Origin of the sequence: Acidovorax sp. Root217 (assembly GCF_001428645.1) — a bacterium.
Classification (GTDB): domain Bacteria; phylum Pseudomonadota; class Gammaproteobacteria; order Burkholderiales; family Burkholderiaceae_C; genus Acidovorax.
Genome location: NZ_LMIH01000012.1, coordinates 51,481 through 75,031, shown reverse-complemented (window position 1 = coordinate 75,031; position 23,551 = coordinate 51,481). Strand labels below are relative to the sequence as shown.

Sequence of the window (23,551 nt, the reverse complement as noted above, 5' to 3'; positions counted from 1 at the left end):
CGGCAGGGCGTTGGGGATGCAGGGCAGGAGCGTTCAGCCCAGGGTTACCCGTGCAAACTTGCGCTTGCCTACCTGCACCACGTAGGTGCCCGCTTCGAGCTTGAGGCCCCTGTCGCTGATGACGCTGCCGTCCACGCGCACGCCACCGCCATCGATCAAGCGACCGGCCTCGGTGCTGGAAGGGGCCAGGTTGGCGCTCTTGAGCAGTGCGCCGATACCGAGCGGTGCACCGGACAGGCTGAGTTCGGGGATTTCGTCGGGCACACCGCCCTTGCTGCGGTTGTGGAAGTCCTGCTCGGCTGCCTCGGCCGCCGCTGCACTGTGAAAGCGCGTGGTGATCTCCTTGGCCAGCATGACCTTGGCGTCCTTGGGGTTGCGCCCGCCCGCCACCTCGGCCTTGAGCGCGGCGATCTGCGCCAGCGACTGGAAGGACAGCAGGGTGAACCAGTCCCACATCAGCGTGTCGGAGATCGACAGCACCTTGGCGAACATGGTGTTCGGCTCTTCGGCAATGCCGATGTAGTTGTTCTTGGACTTGGACATCTTGTCCACGCCGTCCAGGCCCACCAGCAGCGGCATGGTGAGCACACACTGCGGCTCCTGGCCATATTCCTGCTGCAGATGGCGGCCCATGAGCAGGTTGAACTTCTGGTCCGTTCCGCCGAGCTCCAGGTCGCTCTTCAAGGCCACGGAGTCGTAGCCCTGCATCAGCGGGTACAGGAACTCATGCACCGCAATGGACTGCCCGGTGGTGAAGCGCTTGTGGAAATCGTCGCGTTCCATCATGCGCGCCACCGTGTACCTGGCGGCCAGTTGGATCATGCCGCTGGCGCCCAGGGGCTCGCTCCACTCGCTGTTGTAGCGGATCTCGGTGCGTGCCGGGTCCAGCACCAGGCTGGCCTGGCGGTAATAGGTCTCGGCGTTGGCCTTGATCTGTTCGGGTGTGAGCGGCGGGCGGGTGCTGTTGCGACCCGAGGGGTCGCCGATCAGGCTGGTGAAATCTCCGATCAGGAAGATCACCTGGTGGCCCAGATCTTGCAATTGCCGCATCTTGTTGAGCACCACCGTGTGGCCGATATGGATGTCGGGCGCCGTGGGATCCAGGCCCAGCTTGATGCGCAAGGGCGTCCCCGTGGCCTCCGAGCGCGCCAGCTTCTTGACCCATTCGTCCTGCGGCAGCAGTTCCTGCACGCCGCGCAGCGAGATTTCAAGCGCCCGTCCTACACCATCGGAAACCGGCATCGTTGTAACAGCAGATTGATTCATAAGGGTTTTTTGGGATGTCTATACAGCGCGCACCGCTATACTCCAGCCCACATTGCAGAGGCGGATTCTAATGGGCCCGCTGTTTCGACCCGTTTCGTACCCTGTCGAATCGCTGCAAACAGACAGTCTGTGCGCCTTGCCTTGCCCCGTATTCACACCGGGGAAGTGCCAGGAGATCACTCTCACACTGGGGATAGACCTTTGATTCACGGCTTGACCACCGCCAGCGCGGCTTTGCTAGACCGACTGTCCCATAGCATCCAACAACACCCCAAGCACATCACCGCCGCCGTTGCAGCATTGCTGCTCACGGGCGGCGGTGGCGCATTTGCAGTCGCATCGTTCGCACCCGACCCCGCGGACATGCCGGTGCGCATGGTGAGCTACCCGGTGGAATCACTGGCCGAGAACCTGGTGCTCGGCCAGCTTGATGCACCCGGTTTCTCGCTGTTCCGCTCCGAACAGGTGCGCAGCAGCGACACCCCCGAATCGCTGCTGCAGCGCCTGGGCGTGGCCGACCCGGCCGCCGCCGCCTTCCTGCGCGGCGACAACACGGTGCGCCAGAACATGCTGGGCCGCACCGGCCGCGTCGTGTCGGCCGAAACCACCGACGACCACCGCCTGGTGCGCCTGACGGCCCGCTGGGTGCCCGACGACAGCGGCAACTTCCGCCGCCTGATCGTGGAGCGCACGGGCGAGAAATTCGGCGCGCGCGTCGAGACCGCCAAACTCACGACCAACAGCCGCCTGGCGGGCGGCGTGATCAACAGCTCGCTGTTCGCCGCGACCGACGCCTCCAACATCCCCGACGCCGTAGCGGTGCAGATGGCCGAGCTGTTCTCGGGCAACATCGACTTTCGCCGTTCGCTGCGCAAGGGTGACCGCTTCTCGGTGGTCTACGAAACCCTGGAAGCCGACGGCGAGCCACTGAGCAGCGGCCGCGTGCTGAGCGCCGAGTTCGTCAACAACAGCAAGACCCACCAAGCCATCTGGTTCCAGGAATCGGGTGCCTCCAAAGGCGCCTACTACACGCTGGACGGTGAAAGCATGCGCCGCGCCTACCTGACCTCCCCCGTGGAGTTCTCGCGCGTGACCAGCGGCTTCAAGATGCGCATGCACCCCATCCTGAAAACCTGGCGCGCCCACCTGGGCACTGATTTCGCGGCCCCCACGGGCACGCCCGTGCGCACCGTGGGTGACGGCGTGGTGGAGTTCTCCGGCGTACAGAACGGTTTCGGCAACGTGGTCTTCGTCAAGCACCGCAACCAGCACGTCACCGTGTACGCCCACCTGAGCCGCATCGACGTGCGCCAGGGCCAGTCGGTGGAACAGGGCCAGACCCTGGGCGCCGTGGGTTCCACGGGCTGGGCCACCGGCCCGCACCTGCACTTCGAATTCCGCGTGAACGGCCAGCACCAGGATCCGCAGACCATCGTGGCAGCGAGCGAAGCCGCTGCGCCGGTGTCGGCCGCTGGCCGCCCTGCCTTTGAGCGCCTGGCTTCCAACATGCGCATCCAGCTGTCTGCAGCTGCGTCGATCGAACAAGCCAGCGCGGACTGACGTCCTTCGCCAACAAGCCACCGGGCCATGTCCGAGCTGTACATCGGCCTGATGTCGGGCACCTCGCTCGACGGCATCGACGGGGTGCTGGCGGATTTCTCCGACTCCCGCATGGTGGTCACCCACCATGCCAGCGCGCCCTTCACCCCCGACCTGAGGGCCGAGTTGCTCGCCCTCAACACCCCCAGCAGCGATGAGCTGCACCGTGCCGCCCTGGCGGGCAACGGGCTGGCCCGCGCCTATGCGGGCGTGGTCAAGACGCTGCTGGAACGCAGCGGGCTGGCACCCAGTGCCATCCGTGCCATCGGAGCCCACGGCCAGACCGTGCGCCACCGCCCGCAGGAGTTCGACGGCACGGGCTACACGCTGCAACTGGGCAACCCCTCCTTGCTGGCCGAACGCACGGGCATTGCCGTGGTGGCCGACTTTCGCAGCCGCGACCTGGCTGCAGGCGGGCAAGGCGCACCTCTGGTGCCCGCATTTCACCAGGGTGTCTTCGGGCGCAACGGCGAAACCATGCTGGTGCTCAACATCGGGGGCATCTCCAACCTGAGCGTGCTGGGCGCCGATGGCCAGGTGCTGGGCTTCGACTGCGGCCCCGGCAATGCGCTGATGGATCACTGGTGCCAGCTGCACACAGGCCAGGCATTTGACGCCAGCGGCGCCTGGGCCGCCAGCGGTCAGGTGCTGCCCGAGTTGCTGGTCCTGCTGCGGCAGGAACCCTTTCTGCACAAAGTGCCACCCAAGAGCACGGGGCGCGACCTTTTCAATCCCGGCTGGCTCGCCAACCGCCTGCATGCCTTTCGCAGCGCCACCCCGCAGGACGTGCAGGCCACGCTCACGGAGTTCACGGCGCTCGCCTGCGCCGAAGATGCCAGCCGCCATGGCGCGGGCGCCGCAACCCTGGCGGTCTGCGGCGGCGGCGCGCTCAATGACCACCTGATGGCCCGGCTGCAGGCCGCATGCCCTGCCCTGCAGGTCGTCGCCACCGATGCGCTGGGCCTGCCCGCGCTGCAGGTGGAAGCCGCGGCCTTTGCCTGGCTGGCGCGCCAGGCGCTGAGTGGCCAGCCGGGCAACCTGCCCAGCGTTACCGGCGCCGCAGGGGGCCGCGTGCTGGGCGCCATCTACCCGGCCTGAGCGGTGGGTGGTCAGCCGTGGTCTGTCGCGTCGGCCGTGGTCGCAGCCTTGCTGCTGGCCCGATCCTCTGGCGACAATTGCCAGAAGATGCCGGCCGAAGCCACCGTGATCAACCCCATGCAGGCAAACGTAGCCTGAAAAGCCCAGAGCGTGTGGCCCGCAGCGGAGGGCTGGAAAAAGGCTGTGAAGGCTGCCAGCACCGCGCCCGCCGCTGCCACCCCCATGCCCATGGCCACCATCTGCACCATGGACAACAGGCTGTTGCCGCTGCTCGCGTTGGCATGGTCCAGGTCCTTGAGGGTCACCGTGTTCATGGCCGTGAACTGCAGGGAGTTCACCGCACCAAACGCGGCCAGCTGCAGCACGTGCACCCACAGCGGCTGGGTGGGCGTGGCCAGCCCGAAGCTGGCCATGGTCACCCCCACGAGCAGGGTATTGCCCACCAGCACCTGCCGGTAGCCGAAGCGCGTGATCAGCGGCGTGGTGAAGCGCTTCATCGACATGCCCGCAATCGCCACGGGCAGCATCATCATGCCGGCCTGCATGGGCGAGTAGCCCATGGTGACCTGCAGCAGCAGCGGGATCAGGAAGGGCATGCAGGAACTGCCCAGGCGAGAGAACAGGTTGCCCAGCAGGCCGATGCGCAGGGTGTCGACCGAAAACAGCCGGGGTGAGAACAACGGATCGGCGCGGCGTGCCGCATGCAGCCAGTAGGCCACCAGACTGGCCAGGCCGAAGACCATCAGCACCAGCACGCTGGCCTGGCGCAGGCCCATGCTCGCCAAGCCGTCGAGCGCCAGCGAGAGCGACACCATGCCGAAGGCGAGCATCAGGTAGCCCGCCAGGTCAAAGCGGGGCACGAAGGTCACCGGCTCGCCGGGCATGAAGCGCAGCGTGGCGATGCAGCCCACCAGCCCCACAGGCAGGTTGATCAGGAAGATCCAGTGCCAGGAGGCGGCCTCCACCAGCCAGCCGCCCAGCGTGGGGCCGATCAGCGGACCGATCAGGCCCGGAATGGCCACGAAACTCATGGCCTGCAGGAACTGCTCGCGCGGAAATGTGCGCAGCACCACCAGCCGGCCCACTGGCAGCAGTAGCGCGCCACCGAGGCCCTGCACCACGCGCGCCACGACCAACTGGGTGAGGTTCTGCGCCATGGCGCAGCACACCGAGCCCATCACGAACAGCACGATGGCCGAGAGAAAGACGCGGCGCGACCCGAACCGATCGGCCAGCCAGCCCGAGGCCGGGATCAGCATGGCCATGGCCAGCGAGTAAGCCACCACCACCGACTGCATCTGCAACGGGCTTTCGCCCAGGCTGCGCGCCATGGCAGGCAACGCGGTGTTGACGATGGTGGCGTCCAGCGTCTGCATGAAGAAGCCGATGGCCACCAGCCACAGGAGGACTTTGCGGGATTGTTCTTGCTGCATGCAGTGCCAGACTAAGAGGGAATCAGGAGCCCCAAATGAAAAGCCGCCCGAAGGCGGCTTGCTGCGAAGTGCGGTGCCGTGGGCACGGCCCCGCGTCCTCAGGCAGAGAAGCTGGAGCCGCAGCCGCAGGTGGTCGTGGCGTTGGGGTTCTTGATCACGAACTGGGCGCCCTGCAGGTCTTCCTTGTAGTCGATCTCGGCACCCACCAGGTACTGGTAGCTCATGGCGTCGATCAGCAGCGACACGCCATTCTTGGTCATGGTTGTGTCATCGTCGTTCGTGATTTCATCGAACGTGAAGCCATACTGGAAGCCCGAGCAGCCGCCACCCTGCACGAAAACGCGCAGCTTGAGGTCCGGATTGCCTTCTTCCGCGATCAGGTCCGCCACCTTTGCTGCTGCACTGTCGGTGAACAGGATGGGGGCCGGCATTTCGGTCTGGATGTTTTCGGCAACTGCGCTCATGGGGGAACTCCGATTTTCAGGTTTGGAGCCAATACTACTGCAAAGCAGTCGGGGATTCAGGGGCCGCCGGCTTTGACGACAACTGCAGTGGGGGCTTTTCATCGGCCACTGCGGCCAGGGGGCACATCTGGCCGGTGATCATGGCGCCCTGGTGCATCTCCAGCGCCTTGTAGTGCACGTTGCCGGTGATGCGCGCCTTGGGCTGCAGCTCCAGCAGCTCGGCCGCATGCACCGGCCCGGTCACCGAGCCGTTGACGATCACATGGTCGGCATGCACCGCGCCTTCGACCCGGGCCGACTCTGAAATTACCAGAATGCTGGGCTGCTCGGTGCCCGAGCGGATGTCGCCCACCACCTCGCCATCGATGCGCATGCCCTCGCCGAACAGCACATTGCCGTCGATGCGGGTGCCGTGGGCCACCAGGCTCTTGATCGGGGGCTGCTTTTTTCGGGAAAACATGGGCAAAACTCCTGGGTCAGGGACGGCGGCCCGCACGCGCCAAAGGCGCCGGCAGGCGGTCCATCCGCATCAAAAAGAAAGGCAAGGCCCTGGCATCCTGTGCTCACGCAGCAACAACGCGGCGGCGGCTGGCGGCGGCTATTCGGCCGCCAGGGCCATGGTCTGGGAGGTGCGCACAGTGCTGCCATCCAGCACCCGCGCGGTCACGGTTTTTACCACGGCATCGGGCGGCAGCGTCAACATGCCCTCCAGTCGCCGGTACTGGCGCAGTTGCAGGGCCGCGCTCTGGGGGAAGGCCTGGCTCCAGGGCTTGCCGTCCTGGGTGCCGGCCAGGATCAGCTCCAGCTTGCCATTGAACTCGGGGGCATTGCGCGCGGCCTGGATCACCAGCACCTGCCAGCGCAACTGCATGCCGCCCACGATTTCGGCATGCAGGCCGCGGATGGCCACGCCTTCGGTGCCGCCAGCGGGAATGAGGCGCTCGAAGAAGCCCAGGTCCTCGCGCAGCGTGCGGTTCTCGGCCTCGAGTTGCCGCACCTGTGTCATCAGAGTCTGCAAGGTGGCCCGGTCGGCCGTGAGGATGCTCTCGGCCGTCTGCGAGACGGCATGCTGGCGCTGGGTCTCTTCCACCAGCCGCGCCACTTCGCCGCGCAGCCGCACCAGTTCCTCGCGAGCACCGGATTCAAGCCCCGCAATGGATTTGCCGAACTCGAAGGCCCACAGCGCCACGGCGGCGCACAGCCCGAAGACCACCGCCAGCAACAGCCAGCGTACGGGCCAGGGCATGGCGCTGCGAATGGCCACCCGAGGGGCGCTGATGGTCAGCCGGCGGCGAAGAAGGCGAAAACGCATGGGGGGGGTCGGAAACAGGTGCTCGAAAACGAAGAGCGCACCTTAAACGAAAAAACCGCCCGAAGGCGGTTTTTTTGCAGGGCAGACCAGGCTTAACGCTTGGAGAACTGCTTGGCGCGGCGTGCAGAGTGCAGACCGACCTTCTTGCGTTCCACTTCGCGGGCATCGCGCGTCACGAAGCCGGCTTGGCTCAGTGCGGGCTTGAGCGTCGCGTCGTAGTCGATCAGGGCGCGGGTGATGCCGTGGCGGGCAGCGCCGGCCTGGCCGGACTCACCACCACCGTGCACATTGATCTGGATGTCGAAGGTTTCGACATGGTTGGTCAGTGCGAGCGGCTGCTTGGCGATCATGATCGAGGTTTCGCGGCCGAAATAGGACTGGATGTCCTTGCCGTTCACCGTGATCTTGCCAGTGCCTTTTTTCAGAAACACGCGGGCGACGCTGGACTTGCGACGGCCGGTGCCATTGTTCCATTCACCAATCATCTCAAGGCTCCTTAGATTTCCAGAGCCTTGGGCTGCTGGGCGGTGTGGGGATGCTCTGCACCGCCATACACCTTGAGTTTCTTGATCATTGCGTAGCCAAGGGGACCCTTGGGCAGCATGCCCTTGACAGCCTTTTCCAGCGCACGGCCAGGGTGCTTGGCTTGCATGTCGCGGAAGTTCGTGGCCGTGATACCGCCGGGGTAACCCGAGTGGCGGTAGTACACCTTGTCCAGGGACTTGGTGCCGGTGACCTTGAGCTGGGCGGCGTTGATGATGACGATGAAGTCACCGGTGTCGACGTGAGGCGTGTAAATGGCCTTGTGTTTGCCGCGCAAACGGAGAGCAACTTCGCTGGCTACTCGTCCGAGGACCTTGTCGGTCGCGTCAATCACAAACCACTCGTGCACGACCTCAGCGGGCTTGGCGCTGAAAGTAGTAGTCATGAGTTTTCTCTTCAAAAGAGGGTTTGGCGGGTCCTTTTCCACGGTCGGTGCTTCTCTGAAGGAAGCCTCTTAGGTGGCATGTAATTCCTCGCCGCGGGACCACAAAAGCGCTGCGAAGCCCTCGATTATACGAATTACCGGGCATGCGGCGCAAGCCATGCCTGGCGAAATCAACGCAAGGCCCGCAATTGCGCACCAAGCCGGCTCAGGGCGACTGGCGGCGGCGCGCCTCTTCGGCATCGTAGCGGCGCTTGTTCTCCACACAAATGGCGGAATTCGCCTGGGAGGGCTTCTGACATTCGTTGTGAATGCACATGGGCCGCGTCAGGAAGCTGGCGTCTGCGCACGCTTCCTGGGGCGATGGCACGCGCACCGGCGCCGGACGGGGGCGCTCCACCGGAGGCGGTGGTGGTGGCGGTGGTGGCGGCTCCTCGTGGGCCACGACGGGCGCAGGCGCCGGCTCGGAGGCCACGGCGCGCTTGGGCTTGGGCGCGGGCTTGGCCACCGCCGCCGCCGAGGCGGCATCGGCAGCGCCGGGCGCGGCGTCCGCAGGCGCGCTGGCCACCACGAGCGCAGGTTCCGAGGCCGGCACCAGAACGGCCGCCGCCTCGGACGCAGCGGGCGCCGGCTCGGCCATCTCGGTGATGATGTCGTCTGCGGGTGCGGCCTTCGGGCCGCGGCCTTGCGACCACCAGACCCCGGCGGCGGCCACGGCCAACCCGGCTGCGCAGAGCGCCAGCCACACCGGCATCCGGCCCGGCCGGCGGTCGGCACGTGCCGCCAGGGCTGCAGCGGCCCGCTCGGACTCCGTCAGTGCCGCACGCACCCGGCCTGCGGCACCACTGGCCTCGCCGCGGCCGTGGCGCGTTGCCTTGCGGTCATGGTCGGCCGTCACCAGGACCTCTGTGTCCGCAGGGTCCATGAAGACAGTGTCGGCCCCGCCCCGCTGGACGGTATCGGGGTACCCATCGGCAGCAGCGTCTTCGCCCGCCGCCTCCATCGCCTTGTTCGCCTGGGCTGCGATTTCGGCCACGATGGCGGGGGCGGCCGTCACATCCACCGTAGGGGTGAGAAGGCCAGGGCCGGGCTGGTCGGCGGGCTCCACCCAGATGTCGCCCAGGTCGGCTCGAAAATCGAAATGGTCCACGCCTTCCGGGGGGGCGGTCATTTCCATGAGCTGCAGGAAGGCATCGATGCTCTGCGGCCGGTCTTCCGGCTTGAGCGACAGCGCCTGCGAGACCGCGGCCACGAAGGCGGGCGAATATTCGACGCCCAGTTGCTTCTTGACGGTCTTGGCCACCCGCGAGAACGGCACCATGCGGTCCTTGATGGAGCGCAGGGTGGCTGGCAGGGGCGTGTCGTTGCACAGGCAGCCATGCACCACCGCACCCAGCGAATACAGGTCGCTCCAGGGGCCCTGGCGCAAATCCTCGTCGCCTTCGGAATACTGCTCGATAGGCGCGTAGTTCACCTTGAGCACGGCCGTGTGCTTGTGGTCCTTATCGTTGATCGCATGGCGCGCTGCGCCCAGGTCCAGCAGCACCGGTGGGCCGCTGTCCTGCAGGAAGATGTTGTCGGGCGAGATGTCGCGGTGCAGGGTCTTGCCGTCGTGCAGCACGCGCAGCGCCCCCAGCACCGACCACAGCAGCTTGCGCAGCCATTCCTCGGTGGGCGGCGTGCGCATCTGGGCGCGTGCCTGCTTGAAGGTCATGCCCGAATACAGCGGCATGACCATGTAGGCGGTGTTGTTGGCCTCCCAGAAGCGGAACACCTTGACCAGCGAGGGGTGGTCGAACTGCGCCAGCAGGCGGGCCTCGCCCACGAACGATTCGAGGCCGGCGTGGAAGGTCTGCTGGTCGGATGACGAGCGCACCCACAGCGATTGCCCCTGCGCACGCCCGGCCAGTGCCGACGGCATGTATTCCTTGATGGCCACCGCGCGGTGCAGGGAATGGTCGAACGCCTTGTAGACCATGCCAAAACCGCCCACGCCCAGCAGCGCCAGGATTTCGAACTCGGCCAGCCGCGTCCCAGGCGGCAGCGCATCGACATGGCTGACGGCACTGGCAGGAGCAGGAGCAGAGGTTTCGATCATTGTGCGAAAAAGCTGGGCGGAAAGGCGGCCGGGACGGGGGTCAGGGAACTGCTGCGAGGGGCCGCCCCGCGGCACCAGCGATCATGATGCATGACAGCCGGGGCATTGAAACAAAAAGCCACCCATCTGCCAAAAACGTCACGCAGGAGCCTCCCAGCACGCAATTCTGCCCTGTCCTGCATTGTCCGTGCCACCCTGTGGCGGCTGAAAGCCCCGATTGACGGATCCGCCGCCGAAATATCAGCCCGGGGGCTGACACTCGTTACCATTGGGGGATGTTCAGTTACCGCCACGCCTTCCATGCAGGCAACCACGCCGACGTGCTCAAGCACACGGTGCTGATTGCTGCCTTGCAACACCTTGTCGAGAAAGATGCGGCCCTGACCGTGCTGGACACCCATGCCGGCGCAGGCCTGTACCGGCTGGACGGCGACTATGCCAACACCAGCGCCGAATCGGCCGACGGCATCGCCCGGCTGATCGCTCCGGGCGTTCCCGCGCTCCAGCCTGCCCTGCAGGCCTATCTGGACATGGTACGCGCCTTCAACCAGGGGGCGGCCACGCGGGTCTACCCCGGCTCGCCCTTCATCATCCAGCGCCTGCTGCGCGAGCGTGACAAGCTCAAGCTGTTCGAGCTGCACCCGACCGACCTGCGCGCGCTGGCAGGCAACGTGGCCCAGTTGGAGGCTGGCCGCCAGGTGGCCGTGCTGCACGAGGACGGGTTCGAGGGCATCAAGAAATTCCTGCCCCCGCCTGCGCGGCGCGCGCTGGTGCTGTGCGACCCCAGCTACGAGATGAAAAGCGACTACGGCAAGGTGCTCGACATGGCGGCGGATTCGCTCAAGCGCTTTGCCACCGGCACCTATGCGTTCTGGTACCCGATCATCCCGCGCCCGGAAGCCCATGACCTGCCACGCCGCTTGAAGACCCTGGCCACCAAGGCGGGCAAAAGCTGGTTGCATGCCACGCTGACCGTCAAGTCCAGCAAGATCACCGAAAACGCCGCCGGCGACGTCAAGCGCCCCGGCCTGCCGGCCAGCGGCATGTTCCTGATCAACCCCCCCTTCACGCTCAAGGCCGCGCTCAAGGAAGCCCTGCCCCAGATGACCGAGCTGCTGGCGCAGGACAGGAACGCCACCCACACGCTGGAATCCGGCGGATAAAGAGAACGGCCGCGCTTCGCGCGGCAGCGCTCGCTCAGGGAGAACGCCGCAAGCGCGGCGGCACGGCACGTGTGCGACGACCGTTGTTGGCAACTGGTGCGCCCGCCTCATCGACCTCCGGTGGGGCCAAACGCTGCAAGAGGTTGTCCAGGGGAGCGGGCGGGCAGGTGACCGCATCTGCGCTCAGGGGGAAGACGTCCACGGCCTTGAGCCCCAGGCTTTGCACCCCCAGTGCCATCGCCGCGCCACGGCTCAGGTCCACGATGCGGTTGGCCACGTGCGGACCCCGGTCGTTGACCCGCACCACCACGCCCTTGCCCGTCTCCCGGCTGCGAACGCAGATGCGGGTACCGAATGCCAGCGTGCGGTGCGCCGCCGTCATGGCGTTCATGTCGAACAGCTCGCCGCTGGCCGTGCGCCGCCGGTGAAAGCGCTGGCCATACCAGGAGGCCAGCCCCGTTTCGAGGGGGCTCTCGTCCACTTCGGGGGAGTCGTCGTCGTCTTCGTCGTTCATTTCCGCCGTATCAGACGGCAGGGTGGGATAGGAAGGCACGGCAGTTCCGTTGCGAAGCGGCAATACCTCTGCAGCGTCGGCTGGCACCTTGAGGCCGCTGCCTGTTGCACCATCCAGGCGCAAACCCGCCTCTTCGCCCCATGCGGATGGCCACCACAGCAGGCAGGCCACCAGCGCGCAGGCGATTCCTCGCAAAAGATCAGCGCTTGCAGCGCGCAAGAAACGCCTCTTCAAAGCGCTTCAGGTCGCCCCGCTCGCCCTCGGTGAGGTCGGTCCGGGCGCGCTTGGCGTTCAGGATGCGCTGCGATTCCGCACACTGCTGGACCTGGCGGGCATCCTGCTGGCGCGCAGCGTCGGCTGCCGCCTGGGCAGACTGTTCCTCGTCGCGGCGCTGGCGGTCGCCGGAGCGCCGCTCATCGTACATGCGGCGCGACGCATCGCGCTCTTCCTCGCTGCAGTCGCGGCGGTACTCGCGCTGCATGCCCTGCACCACGTCGGGCGCGATCTTGCGCGAATAGGCGTTGCGGATGTTTTCGTCCAGCGAGCGGCAGCGCCCGCTCATGTAGCTGTAGTGATCCGGCACGTCGGGCGCGGTGCGCACCACCGTGGGACGGGAGGGCTGGCTGTACGAATAAGAAGACGGAGCAGGTCCGGCCTCCACCGTCCGGGTGGTGCTGCCACTCGGGCACGGGCGCGACAGGCTGTAGTCATTGCCATTGCCATCCCGGCAGTGGTAGCGCGTCTGCGCTCCCACGTTGGACACACCAAGCCCGCCCAAAAGGGCCAGCATCACCGCAAATACAACCTTCATGGCGCACCAGAAAAATGAAACAAAGGGTACGGATATTACCGTTTCGGCCCGGTTACAGCACCAGCCGACGGCAAATTTCGAGCGTGGCGGCACTCTGGTTCATGGTGTAGAAGTGCAGCGCCGGCACGCCCTCACTGCGCAATTTGTCGCACAGATCCGTCACCACGTCGAGGCCAAAGGCCTTGATGCTGGCCGTGTCGTCGCCGAAGGCCTGCAGACGCAAGCGAATCCATCGCGGGATCTCGGCGCCGCAGGCATCTGAGAAGCGCATGAGCTGGGTGGAACTGGTGATCGGCATGATGCCGGGCACCACCGGAATGCTGGCCCCCAGGCGCTGCACGTCGTCCACGAAGCGAAAATAGGCATCCGCGTTGTAGAAATACTGGGTAATGGCCGCGTCGGCACCCGCCTGCACCTTGGCCAGGTAGGCCTTGAGGTCGGCTTCCGGCGAGCGCGCCTGGGGGTGCACCTCGGGGTAGGCGGCCACTTCGATGTGAAAGTCGCGCCCCGTCTCGGCCCGGATGAAGGCCACGAGGTCGCTGGCATACTGGAACTCGCCACCCGCGCCATAGCCGCTGGGCAGGTCGCCGCGCAGCGCCACCAGGCGCTTGACGCCCATGGCCTTGAGTTGGGCCAGCTCTTGGCGCACCGATTCGCGCGTGGCGCCGATGCACGAGAAATGCGATGCCGCAGGCACGCCTTCGGCCAAGATCTCGCGCACGGCACCGAAGGTGCCTTCCTGGGTGGAGCCGCCCGCACCGTAGGTGACGGAGCAGAACTCGGGGCTCAGCGCATACAACTGCTGGCGCTCGGCGCGCAGCTTGTCAGCGCCTGCCTGCGTCTTGGTGGGAAAGAATTCGAGACTTACCGGAAACCCGGTGGCCTGCGCCTTGGCAGCATTCATGCGGCCCTCCTGGCAAAAACAAAGAATTCACGGTTGCCATCACCCCCGCTGATGGGGCTGTCCAGCCAGGCCTGCACCGAGAGACCCAGGCCGGCACAGCAGTCGCGGATGCGCTGCTCGACCACCGCGTACAGGGATTCATCGCGCACGATGCCGCCCTTTCCCACCTGGCCGGGCTGCAGTTCGAACTGCGGTTTGACCAGCATCAGCAACTGACCATCCGGCGCGAGCAGTGGCACCAGCGCGGGCAGCACCAGCGTGAGCGAGATGAACGACAGGTCGCCCACCACCAGGCTGAAGCTGGGGGTGGTGTCCACCTGCTCGTAACCCGCACGGCGGCGCAGCCCGGATCGGGGCGTGGGCTCCTGGCCTGCCGGAGCAGCACCCTTGGCAGCGTCCGCCTCGATATCGTCGTCGCTCACATCGTCGCTGTCGTCGTAGTCGGTGACCTCGCCATCGCCCGACATCCAGCGGTACGGGTTTTCGGGCTGCACATCGTCGTCTGCCACCGCGCCGCCCACCGGGTCCGAGATCGCCTGCTCGCAGGCCTCCTTGAGCACCTGCGCGGTGATCGATCGCGCGTTCAGCCCTTCCACACAGACCACGCGCACGTCGCTGCGCAGGCTCTCGTGCAACTGGGCCTGGCCCACGTCCACGCCGATCACCTGCACCGCGCCCTGCTGCAGCAGACAGTCGGTGAAACCGCCGGTGCTCTGGCCCACGTCCAGGCAGCGCAGCCCGGTGACGGACAGGCCCACCGCCTTGAGCGCGCCTTCGAGCTTGAGCCCGCCGCGCGAGATGTATTTCACCTCCGCGTCATCGAGCAGCCGCAACTCGGCCACCGATGGAATCTCGTCACCGTTCTTGGCCACCTTCTGCCAGGGCGACAGCGGCGACAGGCGCCACTCCACCCCTGCAGTGATCAGGCGCTGTGCCTGCGACCGTGTGGTCGCATGGCCGGATTCCACCAAAAAAACATCTGCGCGCATGCGTCACTCTCTCACCCGAGGGCAATGGATTTCAGGGCCTCGAGGGCAGGAAGTCGTTCGCCGCCGGCGCCCCTCCCTTGAGAAGAAGAGCGCCAGCGGCAGCAACCGATCAGTAGCGGTAGGTGTCAGGCTTGTAAGGGCCTTGCTTGGACACGCCGATGTAGGCGGCCTGATCGTCGGACAGCTCGGTCAGCATGGCGCCGACCTTCTTCAGGTGCAGGCGGGCCACCTTTTCGTCGAGGTGCTTGGGCAGCACGTAGACCTGGCCGTTTTCGTAGCGGTCCTTGTGCATGAACAGCTCGATCTGGGCGATGGTCTGGTTGGCAAACGAGCTGGACATCACGAAGCTCGGGTGGCCCGTGCCGCAGCCCAGGTTCACCAGGCGGCCCTTGGCCAGCAGGATGATGCGCTTGCCGTCCGGGAAGATCACGTGGTCCACCTGGGGCTTGATCTCTTCCCACTCGTACTGTTCGAGCGACGCGACCTGGATCTCGTTGTCGAAGTGACCGATGTTGCAGACAATGGCCTGGTCCTTCATGGCCTTCATGTGGTCATGGGTGATCACGTCCTTGTTGCCGGTGGTGGTGACGAAGATATCGGCCTTGTCAGCGGCGTACTCCATGGTCACGACCTTGTAGCCTTCCATCGCGGCCTGCAGGGCGTTGATGGGGTCGATCTCGGTCACCCAGACCTGGGCCGACAGGGCACGCAGGGCCTGGGCGCTGCCCTTGCCCACGTCGCCGTAGCCGGCCACGCAGGCCACCTTGCCGGCGATCATCACGTCGGTGGCGCGCTTGATGCCGTCCACCAGCGACTCACGGCAGCCGTACAGGTTGTCGAACTTGCTCTTGGTCACCGAGTCGTTGACGTTGATCGCGCGGAACAGCAGCGTGCCCTTGGCCGACATTTCCTTCAGGCGGTGCACGCCGGTGGTGGTCTCTTCGGTCACGCCGATGATCTGTGCGCTCTTGCGGGTGTACCAGGTCGGGTCCACGGCCAGCTTGGCCTTGATGGAGGCGTACAGGCAGGTTTCTTCTTCGCTGGTGGGGTTGTCCAGCAGCGAGGCATCCTTCTCGGCGCGCTGGCCCAGGTGCATCAGCAGCGTGGCGTCACCGCCATCGTCCAGGATCAGGTTGGGGCCTTCGCCTTCGCTGCCGGCAGGCCCGAAGTCGAAGATGCGGTGGGTGTAGTCCCAGTATTCGGCCAGGGTTTCGCCCTTGATGGCGAACACGGGCGTGCCGTTGGCGGCAATCGCGGCAGCGGCATGGTCCTGCGTGGAGAAGATGTTGCACGATGCCCAGCGCACGTCGGCGCCCAGAGCCTGCAGGGTTTCAATCAGCACCGCGGTCTGGATCGTCATGTGCAGGCTGCCGGTGATGCGGGCGCCCTTGAGCGCCTGCTGGGCAGCGAATTCCTCGCGGATGGCCATCAGGCCGGGCATCTCCGTTTCGGCGATGCGGATCTCTTTGCGGCCCCAGGCGGCCAGGCCGATGTCGGCAATGATGCAGTCGGTGTTGACCGGGGCGTTGACGCGTGCGTTCATGATGGTGTGCTCCAAAGCATGTTTGAAAGACCACGTTCAGCGCGGGGAGAGACGGAAGGCTCACCACACGAGAAGTGGATGAGCGTCGTTGCTAGATGACTCCGAGCCTCACGCCCCGCCAGTGCTGGGGACGCTGCAACGCTCCTCGGATGCGCGCATTATAAGTAAAAGGCCCGGGCCCGGGCGCCTACAGAACGACGACGTGGCCCAATTGCGGGTCGATGCGGCCGGCATGCAGGTCTTGCACCAGCGCCTGCGCCGCCGCAAAGCCCTGGTGCTCCTGCACCTGCATCCAGGGCTGGCGGGCATCGCTGATGCAGTCGATGAAGGCGCGCTGCGCGGCGTTGAACTTCTGGTTCACCACCTCGGGGCCCCAGTCGGCATTGCGCTTTCGGATCTGCACCGGAGCGAAGTAGAACGCCGGGGCCGGCCCGGGCAGCGCGGTATCGCGCAGGAAATGCGTGTTCTGGGCCGAGCCAGCATAGCAGTCGTAGACCAGCGCATCGCCCAGGTGGTGGTGCACCCGCGCGCGCAGGTCCTCGTCGCCCGAAAAGTCCACATACAGTGTGGGCACGGCCGTATCCAGCGCCTCCAGTTCGCCATAGGCCACGGTGCGGTCGTAGCACCCCAGGCCCTGCACGAAGGCGCTGTTGCGCGGCGAGGTGAGCGCCACCCGCTCGATGCCCTCCAGACCCAGCAGGCAGAACGCCGTGCCGAATGCGGTCTTGCTCGACGCGCTGGAAAAGACCAGCCGCTGCGCGCCGAAGAACGCGTTGTCCGCAAGGAAGTCCGCCAGCATGAACGAGGTGATGAACAGCGGCCGCACCAGCATCTGCCAGTTCTCGTCGTCGGCCCGGTAGGCCGGATCGGCGCTGGTGCGCGTGTACTGGTTGTAGGCCGAGGTCAGGCCCTGGCGGTGCTCCGCGCCGTCGTAGAAGCCCCGCGCCGTCACGCGCACGGGCTGCATGCGCAGATGGCTGGCGATTGGCCAGTAGCCGTAGAAGCGCTCGCCCGCGGCCACGCCCTCCACGTCGGAGGCCACCACCTCGGCAAAGCCCCACACGGGCATATGGCCCCAGCCCTCCTCACCCGTGGGAAAGAAGTCCCAGTACTTCATGGCATCGCCGAAGGCGGCGTAGGTGATGTTGTTCGTGGTCACGGCCACGCGGTCCACGCGCAGCAGGGCCTCGCTGGGCTGCAGTGGCACCAGGGGCGCTTGCACGGCGCGGGTGTGATTCAATGCATTCATGTCGGTCAACAGGCGGGTCTGCATGGTCATGGTGTGTCTCCGGGTCGGGTGTGAAAATGCGCTGCGGTCACTGTATGGCGCCCTGCCCTGCAGCGGGTTCGGAAACCGATGAAGGCCCCTCCCGCCCGCCCCGCAGCGGCTGCCAGGCCGTTGAAAAGGCCGCGCCAGGCCCGCGCCCGCTTCACCGTGCAGGCCATCTACGACGCCTTTGTTCGGATTTGGCAGCGCGATGGCTGGGACAGGCTCACCACGCGCAACGTGGCGCTGGAGACCGGCATCGCCGTGGGCACGCTCTACGACTACTTCCCCAACAAGACCGCCCTGCTCTCGGGCTATGTGCGCCACTGCCTCGAAGCCCTGCTCGCGGCCATCGACCGCGAGGCCGTGCAGCCCGCCGGCCTGCGCTGGGAGGAACGCATCCACCACCTGGTGCGCCTGGTCTGCGGCGTGGATGCGCCCGAGCTGCCCATCTTCCACCCCGACATGCTGGCACTGGAAGCCGCCATGGCCGAGCCGCACCACCACCGCCGCGCCCACGAAGAGCTGGCTGCGGCCTGGGGCCATGTGTTCGCCGCCTGCACCGACCTGCCCCACCCACCGGGCCCCGACCTCCAGCAGGCCCTGCACCTGTCGGCCTGGGGCGGGCGCCGCTATGTGCTGCTGCTCCAGCTCGATCCTGCAGCCATGCGGCAATGGGCCGATGGCGTGGAGCAGTTGTGCTGCGCAGCCATCCTGCAGGCCGCGAATCCGCCGCGCTGAACCTGTCACCTGCGCGGCTGCTGCGCTTGCCGTGGCACTCCACACTGGCGCCCTCACAGAAGAAGGAGCACCCCATGGACCCGAAGGACAAGGTCATCATCGTCACCGGCGGCGCCAGCGGCATCGGCCGCAGCATCGCGCGGCGCTTTGCACAGGAAGGCGCCCGCGCCGTGGTCGTGGCCGACCTGCACCTGGACCCAGCCCAGGCCGTGGCCGACGAGATCGGTGGCCTGGCCGTGCGCTGCGACGTTGCGCGCGAAGCCGACATCCAGGCCCTGGTGGCCGCCACGCGCGAGCGCTACGGCCGCGTCGACGCCTACATCTCCAACGCCGGCATTCTGGGCCGCCCGGGCGGCATCGAGCTCGAAGACCCGCTGTGGGACGCCATGTGGAACATCCACGGCATGGCCCATGTCTGGGCGGCCCGCGCCGTGGTGCCCGAGATGGTGGAGCGCGGCGAGGGCTTCTTCCTCATCACGGCCTCGGCGGCCGGGCTGCTGACCATCGTTGAATCCGCCCCCTATGCCGTCACCAAGCATGCGGCCGTGGCCTTTGCCGAGTGGCTGCGCATCGCCTACGGCCGCAAGGGCGTGGGCGTCGCCTGCCTGTGCCCGCAGTCGGTACAGACCGCGATGGTCACGGGCGATGGCGGCTCGGCCTCGCACGACGGCATCCTGCCGCCCGAGCAGGTGGCGGGCGACGTGCTGGCCGCCATGCAGGACGGGCGCTTCCTGGTGCTGCCCCACCCCGAGGTGGCGCAGTACTTCCGCAACAAGGGCCAGGACTACGAGCGCTGGCTGGGCGGCATGCAGAAGATGTATGCGCGCCACACCCAGGCACAAGTGGCCTGAGGGGCTGCCGCAGGGGGACGGGGCGCCGGCCCGGTAAAATCGGCAGATCCGGGCGCCCCATGGGCAGCCCCACCGATTGCCGCAGCGTGCGTGCTGCCCACCCCTCTCCTGGAATTCCCCTGTGTCCTACGCCCCCGAAACCCGGCGCCGCCGCACCTTTGCCATCATTTCCCACCCCGACGCGGGCAAGACCACGCTGACCGAAAAGCTGCTGCTGTTCTCGGGCGCGATCCAGATCGCCGGTGCCGTCAAGGGCCGCAAGGCCAGCCGCCACGCCACGTCAGACTGGATGGAAATCGAAAAGCAGCGCGGCATCTCGGTGGCCTCCTCGGTCATGCAGATGCTGTACCGCGAGCACGTGATCAACCTGCTCGACACCCCCGGCCACAAGGACTTCTCGGAAGACACCTACCGCGTGCTCACGGCCGTGGACTCGGCGCTGATGGTGATCGATGCGGCCAACGGTGTGGAAGCGCAGACGCGCCGCCTGATCGAGGTCTGCCGCCAGCGCGACACGCCCATCATCACCTTCGTGAACAAGATGGACCGCGAAGTGCGCGACCCGCTGGACATCATGGACGAAGTCGAGCGCGAACTGGGCATGCCCTGCTGCCCCATGACCTGGCCCGTGGGCCAGGGCAAGGCCTTCGGCGGCATCATCAACCTGCGCACCAAGACCATGACGGTGTTCGAGTCCGGCAGCGAGCGCCGCCCGCAGGACTTCGAGGCCATCCCGTTGTCGGACGAGACGAACCTGCGCGCGCGCTTCGGCGCCGAGTTCGACGCTGCGCTCGAAAGCATGGAGCTGGCCGTGGGCGCCTCGCCCGCGTGGGACCACGAGGCCTTCCTGGCCGGCAAGCTGACGCCCGTGTTCTTCGGCTCCGGGGTGAACAACTTCGGGGTGATGGAGGTGCTCGATGCCCTAGTGGACATGGCGCCGCCCCCCGGCCCGCGCGTGAGCACGCTGCAGGTGAACAAGCAGCCCGTGGTCAAGATCATCCAGCCCGAGGACGAGGGCTTTGCCGGCGTGGTGTTCAAGGTGCAGGCCAACATGGACGCCAACCACCGCGACCGCATCGCCTTCGTGCGCGTGGCCTCGGGCCGGTACACCCCGGGCATGAAGCTCAAGGTGCAGCGCACCGCCAAGGAGCTGCGCCCGACCTCGGTCGTGACCTTCATGTCCCAGCGCCGCGAGGCGGTGGAAGAGGCCTACGCGGGCGACATCATCGGCTTCACCACGCACGGAGGCGTGCAGCTCGGGGACACCATCACCGATGGCGCCAACCTGCAGTTCACCGGCCTGCCGTTCTTCGCGCCCGAGCTGTTCATGACCGTGATCCTCAAGAACCCGCTGCGCACCAAGCAGCTCCAGCAGGGCCTGGCCCAGTTGGGTGAGGAAGGCGCCATCCAGGTCTTCAAGCCCGACGTGGGCGGCCCCATGCTGCTGGGCGCCGTGGGCCAGCTGCAGTTCGAAGTGGTGCAGCACCGCCTGCGCGCCGAGTACGACGCCGATGTGCGCCTGGAAGGCTGCCAGTACACCGGCGCCCGCTGGATCACCGCCGACAGCCCGGCCGACCTGCGCGCCTTCACCGACGCCTACCCCATGCGCCTGTCGCACGACGCGGCCAATGCCCTGGCCTACCTGTGCACCTCGCCCTACGACGTGCGGCTGGCGCAGGAGCGTTTTCCCAAGATCCACTTCCACCCGCTGCGCGAACACGCCGGGCTGAGCCTGGGCAGCGCGGGCTGAACCTCATCCTCCCAGCCATCTCCCGGCCATCGTCCCTCCCATGCGGCACGCCCAGCCCCCCATAGCACGGCCTGCGCTCCAGGGCAGGGCGGCAGGCCTGCTGCGGCGGTTCATGCTCCTGGTCGCACTGGGACTGGGCGGCACCATCGCCGTGGCAGACCCGCCCCGCAGCGGCGCCAGGCAGCCCGCCGCGCCACGCGCGGAAATCCCGGTTGTCCAGGACATTCTGAACATGCCGGTCGGCGACCCGCCCGTCGAGTCCATGCACTGGCCCCAGGCGCTGGAGGCATTGGGCCGTCCCCGCGAGGCCGCCGCTCTGCGCCAGGCACTGCTGCTGCGCTGGCTGGCCAGCCTGCAGCCGACAGGCAACTTCGCCCCAGCGACCGAAACCCTGGGCCAGGCCATCGAGTCCGTCGGTTCGCCGGAAGGCACGGCCCGCGCTCGCGACGCCAAGGCCTGGTGGAACGCCCTGCTGGCCCGCCAGTTGCGCATCGCACTGCCCGAGGCCAGCGTGCCCTTGCCTGACGAGATCGGCAGCCTGCGGGAACGTCTGGTGAACCTGCGTCCGGGCGTCTGGGCACTGCGCGAAAATGCCAGGGCACCCACTGCCAGCCCGACCCCGGGCGTACCGCCCGCACCCGGCGTCTTCGCCCTGGTGGAACTGCGCAACACCGGCAGCAGGGCGCTGGCCCTGGGCCCGTTCGAACTCGAACTGCTGCCGGAGCGTGCTGCGGCCCAAGCCGTCACACCCGCCTGGTCAATGGCCTGCGAGACTCCCCGCTACCAGGCCAAAGCCGCCCTGGCGCCCGACCAGGCCATGCCCTACCTGTGCCGCGGTCCGGCGCTGCAAGCTGCCGCAGGGGATGCGGGGGCGGTGCTCCTCCTCGCCGCCCAGCAGCAGGGGCGGCTGCGCATCCGGTCCGACGCGCTAGACCGGGAATCCGAGCGCGACGCGCTCGTTACCGCGCTCGCGCAGCCCCGGCAGGACGCGCTGCGCAGCTTTCTGGCGGCCAATGCGTCGTGCGAACAACGCGGAAACTGCGCCGCACAAGCCCGCGAGACCCGGGCGGGCGCGGCCAAGGCGGCCTCTGCAAGCCAGGCCCGCGAGCGCGATCGCTGGGCCGCCCTGAAATGGTGGGGGGCCCTCCTCGCCGGTGCTGCGATGTATGTCGCCATGGCCCGCTACATCAGCGTAGCGGCCGCCTCGGTCGCCCTGTTCATTGCGCTGGCCATCCCGGCCTACCATGTCTTCCAGTCGGCGCGCACCATGAACACGGCCGACAACTGGGGCGGTTTTGTCGTGATCCCGATGATGGGCCTGGCCATCCTGGTTCCCCTCGTGGGGCCGCCCATTGCAGCCTGGATCTACCGCACCGCCACCAACCGCCAGGAGCGCCGCCGGACCCTTCTGACTATCGGCTACTTTGTGGTCACGGTCCTCGGCTTCGCCTTGATCAACCGCATCCTGGACCTGCTGTTCTGACCCGGCTAAGCCGGTCCCATTTTTTGCTCCCGCCTTCATGCATCCCCTGACCCACTGGCACATTGCAGCCACACCCCCTTTGCTGGGTGTCTTCACCGACATTGACGACACGCTGACCACCGACGGCGCCATCACGCCCGATGCGCTTGAAGCGCTGCGCGCGTTGCGCGCCGCAGGCCTGCACGTCATCCCTATCACCGGGCGCCCCGTGGGGTGGAGCGAACCCTTTGCGCTGAGCTGGCCCGTCGATGCCATCGTGGCCGAAAACGGTGCCGTCGCCCTGCGCCGCGTGGACGGCCCTGCGGGCCAAACCCTGGCCAAGACCTACCAGCAGGACGGGCCCACCCGCAAGGCCAACTACGCACGCATGCAGGAGGTACTGGCACAGGTGGAGCGCGAGGTGCCGGGGGCCGGCCGTGCCACCGACTCCCCGGGCCGCGAGACCGACATCGCCATCGATCACAGCGAGTTCACCGACCTGTCGCAGGGCGCCATCGACGCCGCCGTGCAGCGCATGCGCGCGGCCGGCATGAACGCGACGGTGAGCAGCATCCACATCAATGGCTGGTTCGGGGCACACAACAAGCTCGAAGGCGCACGCTGGATCGTGCGCGAGCTGTTCGGCCGCGACCTTGATGCCGAGATGGACCGCTGGGTCTACGTGGGCGATTCGACCAATGACCAGCTCATGTTCCAGCACTTTGCGCACAGCGTGGGCGTGGCCAACATCGCGCGCTTCGTGCCGCAGTTGGCCCACCTGCCGCGCTACGTGACGGAGGGCGAGCGTGGTGCCGGCTTTGCCGAGGTGGCGCAACGCATCCTCACGCGGATGGCGGCCACCGCCTGACAGGCCAGGCCGCTGCGCACATGTCCCGGCGCAACACCTTCGCTTTGGCATGGCTCGCCATGGGAGTCGGCGCCTTGGGCGTCTACCTGCTCACGACGCAGTACACGCCGGCCCGCTTTTCCGTGCGCGCGGGCGGCCAGGAAGTGCACGACCGCAGCACCGGCCTGACCTGGCGCCGCTGCGCCGAGGGCATGGCATGGACCGGTGCAGGCTGCGCAGGCGAGCCCCTGGCCCTCACCCAGATCGAAGCGGCGGAACACGCCGCTCAACAGGCAGGCTGGCGCCTGCCCACGGTGCGTGAACTGCACACGCTGGTGGACGAGGCGCGCAGCCACCCCGCCATCGACACCGAGGCATTTCCCGACACGCCCCCCACATGGTTCTGGAGCGCAAGCCAGGCCAACAGCCGCATCACCCACGCCTGGCTGGTGCACTTCGGCGAAGGCCGGGCCAACATGGCGCTTAAGCTGAACCACATGCCGGCACGCCTCGT

At 67.0% G+C, this 23,551-nt stretch carries 23 protein-coding genes and 1 riboswitch; of the genes, 9 read left to right on the top strand and 14 right to left on the bottom strand.

Annotation, left to right across the window (positions count from 1 at the left end):
• Positions 1 to 33: 33 nt before the first annotated feature.
• Positions 34 to 1,266, bottom strand: coding sequence for a tyrosine--tRNA ligase (tyrS, locus tag ASE31_RS10475; RefSeq protein WP_057201595.1), 1,233 nt, complete (start codon positions 1,264 to 1,266; stop codon positions 34 to 36).
• A 201-nt stretch (positions 1,267 to 1,467) separates the two neighbouring features.
• On the opposite strand from tyrS, the gene ASE31_RS10470 reads away from it, so the two are divergent.
• The gene (locus ASE31_RS10470) at positions 1,468 to 2,826 is read left to right on the top strand and encodes a M23 family metallopeptidase (RefSeq protein ID WP_057201594.1); all 1,359 of its coding nucleotides are present in this window, start codon (positions 1,468 to 1,470) and stop codon (positions 2,824 to 2,826) included.
• Positions 2,827 to 2,853: 27 nt separating this feature from the next.
• Entirely contained in the window at positions 2,854 to 3,963 is a 1,110-nt protein-coding gene (locus ASE31_RS10465) for an anhydro-N-acetylmuramic acid kinase (RefSeq protein WP_057201593.1), read from the top strand.
• A gap of 11 nt (positions 3,964 to 3,974) precedes the next feature.
• Here the strand turns inward: ASE31_RS10465 and mdtD are convergent, their stop codons facing one another.
• From mdtD to ASE31_RS10430, 7 genes are all read right to left on the bottom strand, one after another.
• Positions 3,975 to 5,396, bottom strand: a complete 1,422-nt coding sequence (gene mdtD / locus ASE31_RS10460) for a multidrug transporter subunit MdtD (RefSeq protein ID WP_057201592.1) — start codon at positions 5,394 to 5,396, stop codon at positions 3,975 to 3,977.
• Positions 5,397 to 5,494: 98 nt separating this feature from the next.
• Positions 5,495 to 5,860 (bottom strand): iron-sulfur cluster insertion protein ErpA, encoded by a 366-nt coding sequence (gene erpA, locus ASE31_RS10455; RefSeq protein WP_007856958.1) that lies wholly within the window; start codon positions 5,858 to 5,860, stop codon positions 5,495 to 5,497.
• A gap of 34 nt (positions 5,861 to 5,894) precedes the next feature.
• The gene (locus ASE31_RS10450; protein WP_057201591.1) at positions 5,895 to 6,320 is read right to left on the bottom strand and encodes a polymer-forming cytoskeletal protein; all 426 of its coding nucleotides are present in this window, start codon (positions 6,318 to 6,320) and stop codon (positions 5,895 to 5,897) included.
• 138 nt (positions 6,321 to 6,458) lie between these two features.
• Complete coding sequence (locus tag ASE31_RS10445) at positions 6,459 to 7,172, bottom strand: DUF6776 family protein (protein ID WP_057201590.1); 714 nt, start codon at positions 7,170 to 7,172, stop codon at positions 6,459 to 6,461.
• A gap of 92 nt (positions 7,173 to 7,264) precedes the next feature.
• Positions 7,265 to 7,657, bottom strand: coding sequence for a 30S ribosomal protein S9 (gene rpsI / locus ASE31_RS10440; protein ID WP_007856955.1), 393 nt, complete (start codon positions 7,655 to 7,657; stop codon positions 7,265 to 7,267).
• An 11-nt stretch (positions 7,658 to 7,668) separates the two neighbouring features.
• Positions 7,669 to 8,100 (bottom strand): 50S ribosomal protein L13, encoded by a 432-nt coding sequence (gene rplM, locus ASE31_RS10435; protein WP_056414298.1) that lies wholly within the window; start codon positions 8,098 to 8,100, stop codon positions 7,669 to 7,671.
• A gap of 205 nt (positions 8,101 to 8,305) precedes the next feature.
• Positions 8,306 to 10,195 carry a serine/threonine-protein kinase gene (locus ASE31_RS10430; protein ID WP_057201589.1) on the bottom strand — a complete coding sequence of 630 codons (1,890 nt, stop codon included), beginning with the start codon at positions 10,193 to 10,195 and terminating at the stop codon, positions 8,306 to 8,308.
• A gap of 275 nt (positions 10,196 to 10,470) precedes the next feature.
• Here ASE31_RS10430 and ASE31_RS10425 point away from each other — a divergent pair, with 275 nt between their 5' ends.
• Positions 10,471 to 11,358, top strand: a complete 888-nt coding sequence (locus ASE31_RS10425) for a 23S rRNA (adenine(2030)-N(6))-methyltransferase RlmJ (RefSeq protein WP_057201588.1) — start codon at positions 10,471 to 10,473, stop codon at positions 11,356 to 11,358.
• 34 nt (positions 11,359 to 11,392) lie between these two features.
• Here the strand turns inward: ASE31_RS10425 and ASE31_RS30995 are convergent, their stop codons facing one another.
• The 6 genes from ASE31_RS30995 to ASE31_RS10395 form a co-directional block, all read right to left on the bottom strand.
• On the bottom strand, positions 11,393 to 11,872 hold the full coding sequence (locus tag ASE31_RS30995; protein ID WP_082604121.1) for a septal ring lytic transglycosylase RlpA family protein: 480 nt from the start codon (positions 11,870 to 11,872) through the stop codon (positions 11,393 to 11,395).
• A 199-nt stretch (positions 11,873 to 12,071) separates the two neighbouring features.
• A complete protein-coding gene (locus tag ASE31_RS10415; RefSeq protein ID WP_057201587.1) occupies positions 12,072 to 12,683 on the bottom strand; it encodes a hypothetical protein in 612 nt (203 codons plus the stop codon).
• A 52-nt stretch (positions 12,684 to 12,735) separates the two neighbouring features.
• A complete protein-coding gene (gene metF, locus ASE31_RS10410; protein WP_057201586.1) occupies positions 12,736 to 13,587 on the bottom strand; it encodes a methylenetetrahydrofolate reductase [NAD(P)H] in 852 nt (283 codons plus the stop codon).
• Entirely contained in the window at positions 13,584 to 14,576 is a 993-nt protein-coding gene (locus tag ASE31_RS10405; protein WP_057201585.1) for a TlyA family RNA methyltransferase, read from the bottom strand. The genes metF and ASE31_RS10405 overlap by 4 nt, the downstream gene beginning before the upstream one ends.
• A gap of 109 nt (positions 14,577 to 14,685) precedes the next feature.
• Entirely contained in the window at positions 14,686 to 16,119 is a 1,434-nt protein-coding gene (ahcY, locus tag ASE31_RS10400; protein ID WP_057202442.1) for an adenosylhomocysteinase, read from the bottom strand.
• A 73-nt stretch (positions 16,120 to 16,192) separates the two neighbouring features.
• Positions 16,193 to 16,271, bottom strand: a riboswitch (S-adenosyl-L-homocysteine riboswitch).
• A 35-nt stretch (positions 16,272 to 16,306) separates the two neighbouring features.
• A complete protein-coding gene (locus ASE31_RS10395) occupies positions 16,307 to 17,398 on the bottom strand; it encodes a DUF2855 family protein (protein ID WP_057201584.1) in 1,092 nt (363 codons plus the stop codon).
• Positions 17,399 to 17,476: 78 nt separating this feature from the next.
• On the opposite strand from ASE31_RS10395, the gene ASE31_RS10390 reads away from it, so the two are divergent.
• The 6 genes from ASE31_RS10390 to ASE31_RS10365 form a co-directional block, all read left to right on the top strand.
• Positions 17,477 to 18,127 carry a TetR/AcrR family transcriptional regulator gene (locus ASE31_RS10390; RefSeq protein WP_057201583.1) on the top strand — a complete coding sequence of 217 codons (651 nt, stop codon included), beginning with the start codon at positions 17,477 to 17,479 and terminating at the stop codon, positions 18,125 to 18,127.
• A 74-nt stretch (positions 18,128 to 18,201) separates the two neighbouring features.
• Complete coding sequence (locus ASE31_RS10385) at positions 18,202 to 18,978, top strand: SDR family oxidoreductase (protein WP_057202440.1); 777 nt, start codon at positions 18,202 to 18,204, stop codon at positions 18,976 to 18,978.
• Between the two features lie 121 nt (positions 18,979 to 19,099).
• Complete coding sequence (locus ASE31_RS10380) at positions 19,100 to 20,728, top strand: peptide chain release factor 3 (RefSeq protein WP_057201582.1); 1,629 nt, start codon at positions 19,100 to 19,102, stop codon at positions 20,726 to 20,728.
• A 112-nt stretch (positions 20,729 to 20,840) separates the two neighbouring features.
• Complete coding sequence (locus ASE31_RS10375; RefSeq protein WP_057201581.1) at positions 20,841 to 22,211, top strand: hypothetical protein; 1,371 nt, start codon at positions 20,841 to 20,843, stop codon at positions 22,209 to 22,211.
• A 37-nt stretch (positions 22,212 to 22,248) separates the two neighbouring features.
• Positions 22,249 to 23,058, top strand: a complete 810-nt coding sequence (locus ASE31_RS10370; RefSeq protein ID WP_057201580.1) for an HAD-IIB family hydrolase — start codon at positions 22,249 to 22,251, stop codon at positions 23,056 to 23,058.
• A gap of 20 nt (positions 23,059 to 23,078) precedes the next feature.
• The coding region (locus ASE31_RS10365) for a DUF1566 domain-containing protein (RefSeq protein ID WP_057201579.1) at positions 23,079 to 23,551 on the top strand (473 nt) is incomplete at its 3' end.

Coding starts and splice junctions, on each gene's coding strand:
- ASE31_RS10395 (WP_057201584.1), bottom strand. CDS start 17,398: ATGACCATGCAGACCCGCCTGTTGACCGACATGAATGCATTGAATCAC.
- ASE31_RS10370 (WP_057201580.1), top strand. CDS start 22,249: ATGCATCCCCTGACCCACTGGCACATTGCAGCCACACCCCCTTTGCTG.
- metF (WP_057201586.1), bottom strand. CDS start 13,587: ATGAATGCTGCCAAGGCGCAGGCCACCGGGTTTCCGGTAAGTCTCGAA.
- rpsI (WP_007856955.1), bottom strand. CDS start 7,657: ATGATTGGTGAATGGAACAATGGCACCGGCCGTCGCAAGTCCAGCGTC.
- ASE31_RS10450 (WP_057201591.1), bottom strand. CDS start 6,320: ATGTTTTCCCGAAAAAAGCAGCCCCCGATCAAGAGCCTGGTGGCCCAC.
- tyrS (WP_057201595.1), bottom strand. CDS start 1,266: ATGAATCAATCTGCTGTTACAACGATGCCGGTTTCCGATGGTGTAGGA.
- ASE31_RS10415 (WP_057201587.1), bottom strand. CDS start 12,683: ATGAAGGTTGTATTTGCGGTGATGCTGGCCCTTTTGGGCGGGCTTGGT.
- ASE31_RS10425 (WP_057201588.1), top strand. CDS start 10,471: ATGTTCAGTTACCGCCACGCCTTCCATGCAGGCAACCACGCCGACGTG.
- ahcY (WP_057202442.1), bottom strand. CDS start 16,119: ATGAACGCACGCGTCAACGCCCCGGTCAACACCGACTGCATCATTGCC.
- rplM (WP_056414298.1), bottom strand. CDS start 8,100: ATGACTACTACTTTCAGCGCCAAGCCCGCTGAGGTCGTGCACGAGTGG.
- ASE31_RS10430 (WP_057201589.1), bottom strand. CDS start 10,195: ATGATCGAAACCTCTGCTCCTGCTCCTGCCAGTGCCGTCAGCCATGTC.
- ASE31_RS10375 (WP_057201581.1), top strand. CDS start 20,841: ATGCTCCTGGTCGCACTGGGACTGGGCGGCACCATCGCCGTGGCAGAC.
- ASE31_RS10385 (WP_057202440.1), top strand. CDS start 18,202: ATGGACCCGAAGGACAAGGTCATCATCGTCACCGGCGGCGCCAGCGGC.
- ASE31_RS30995 (WP_082604121.1), bottom strand. CDS start 11,872: ATGAACGACGAAGACGACGACGACTCCCCCGAAGTGGACGAGAGCCCC.
- erpA (WP_007856958.1), bottom strand. CDS start 5,860: ATGAGCGCAGTTGCCGAAAACATCCAGACCGAAATGCCGGCCCCCATC.
- ASE31_RS10390 (WP_057201583.1), top strand. CDS start 17,477: ATGAAGGCCCCTCCCGCCCGCCCCGCAGCGGCTGCCAGGCCGTTGAAA.
- ASE31_RS10445 (WP_057201590.1), bottom strand. CDS start 7,172: ATGCGTTTTCGCCTTCTTCGCCGCCGGCTGACCATCAGCGCCCCTCGG.
- ASE31_RS10405 (WP_057201585.1), bottom strand. CDS start 14,576: ATGCGCGCAGATGTTTTTTTGGTGGAATCCGGCCATGCGACCACACGG.
- mdtD (WP_057201592.1), bottom strand. CDS start 5,396: ATGCAGCAAGAACAATCCCGCAAAGTCCTCCTGTGGCTGGTGGCCATC.
- ASE31_RS10465 (WP_057201593.1), top strand. CDS start 2,854: ATGTCCGAGCTGTACATCGGCCTGATGTCGGGCACCTCGCTCGACGGC.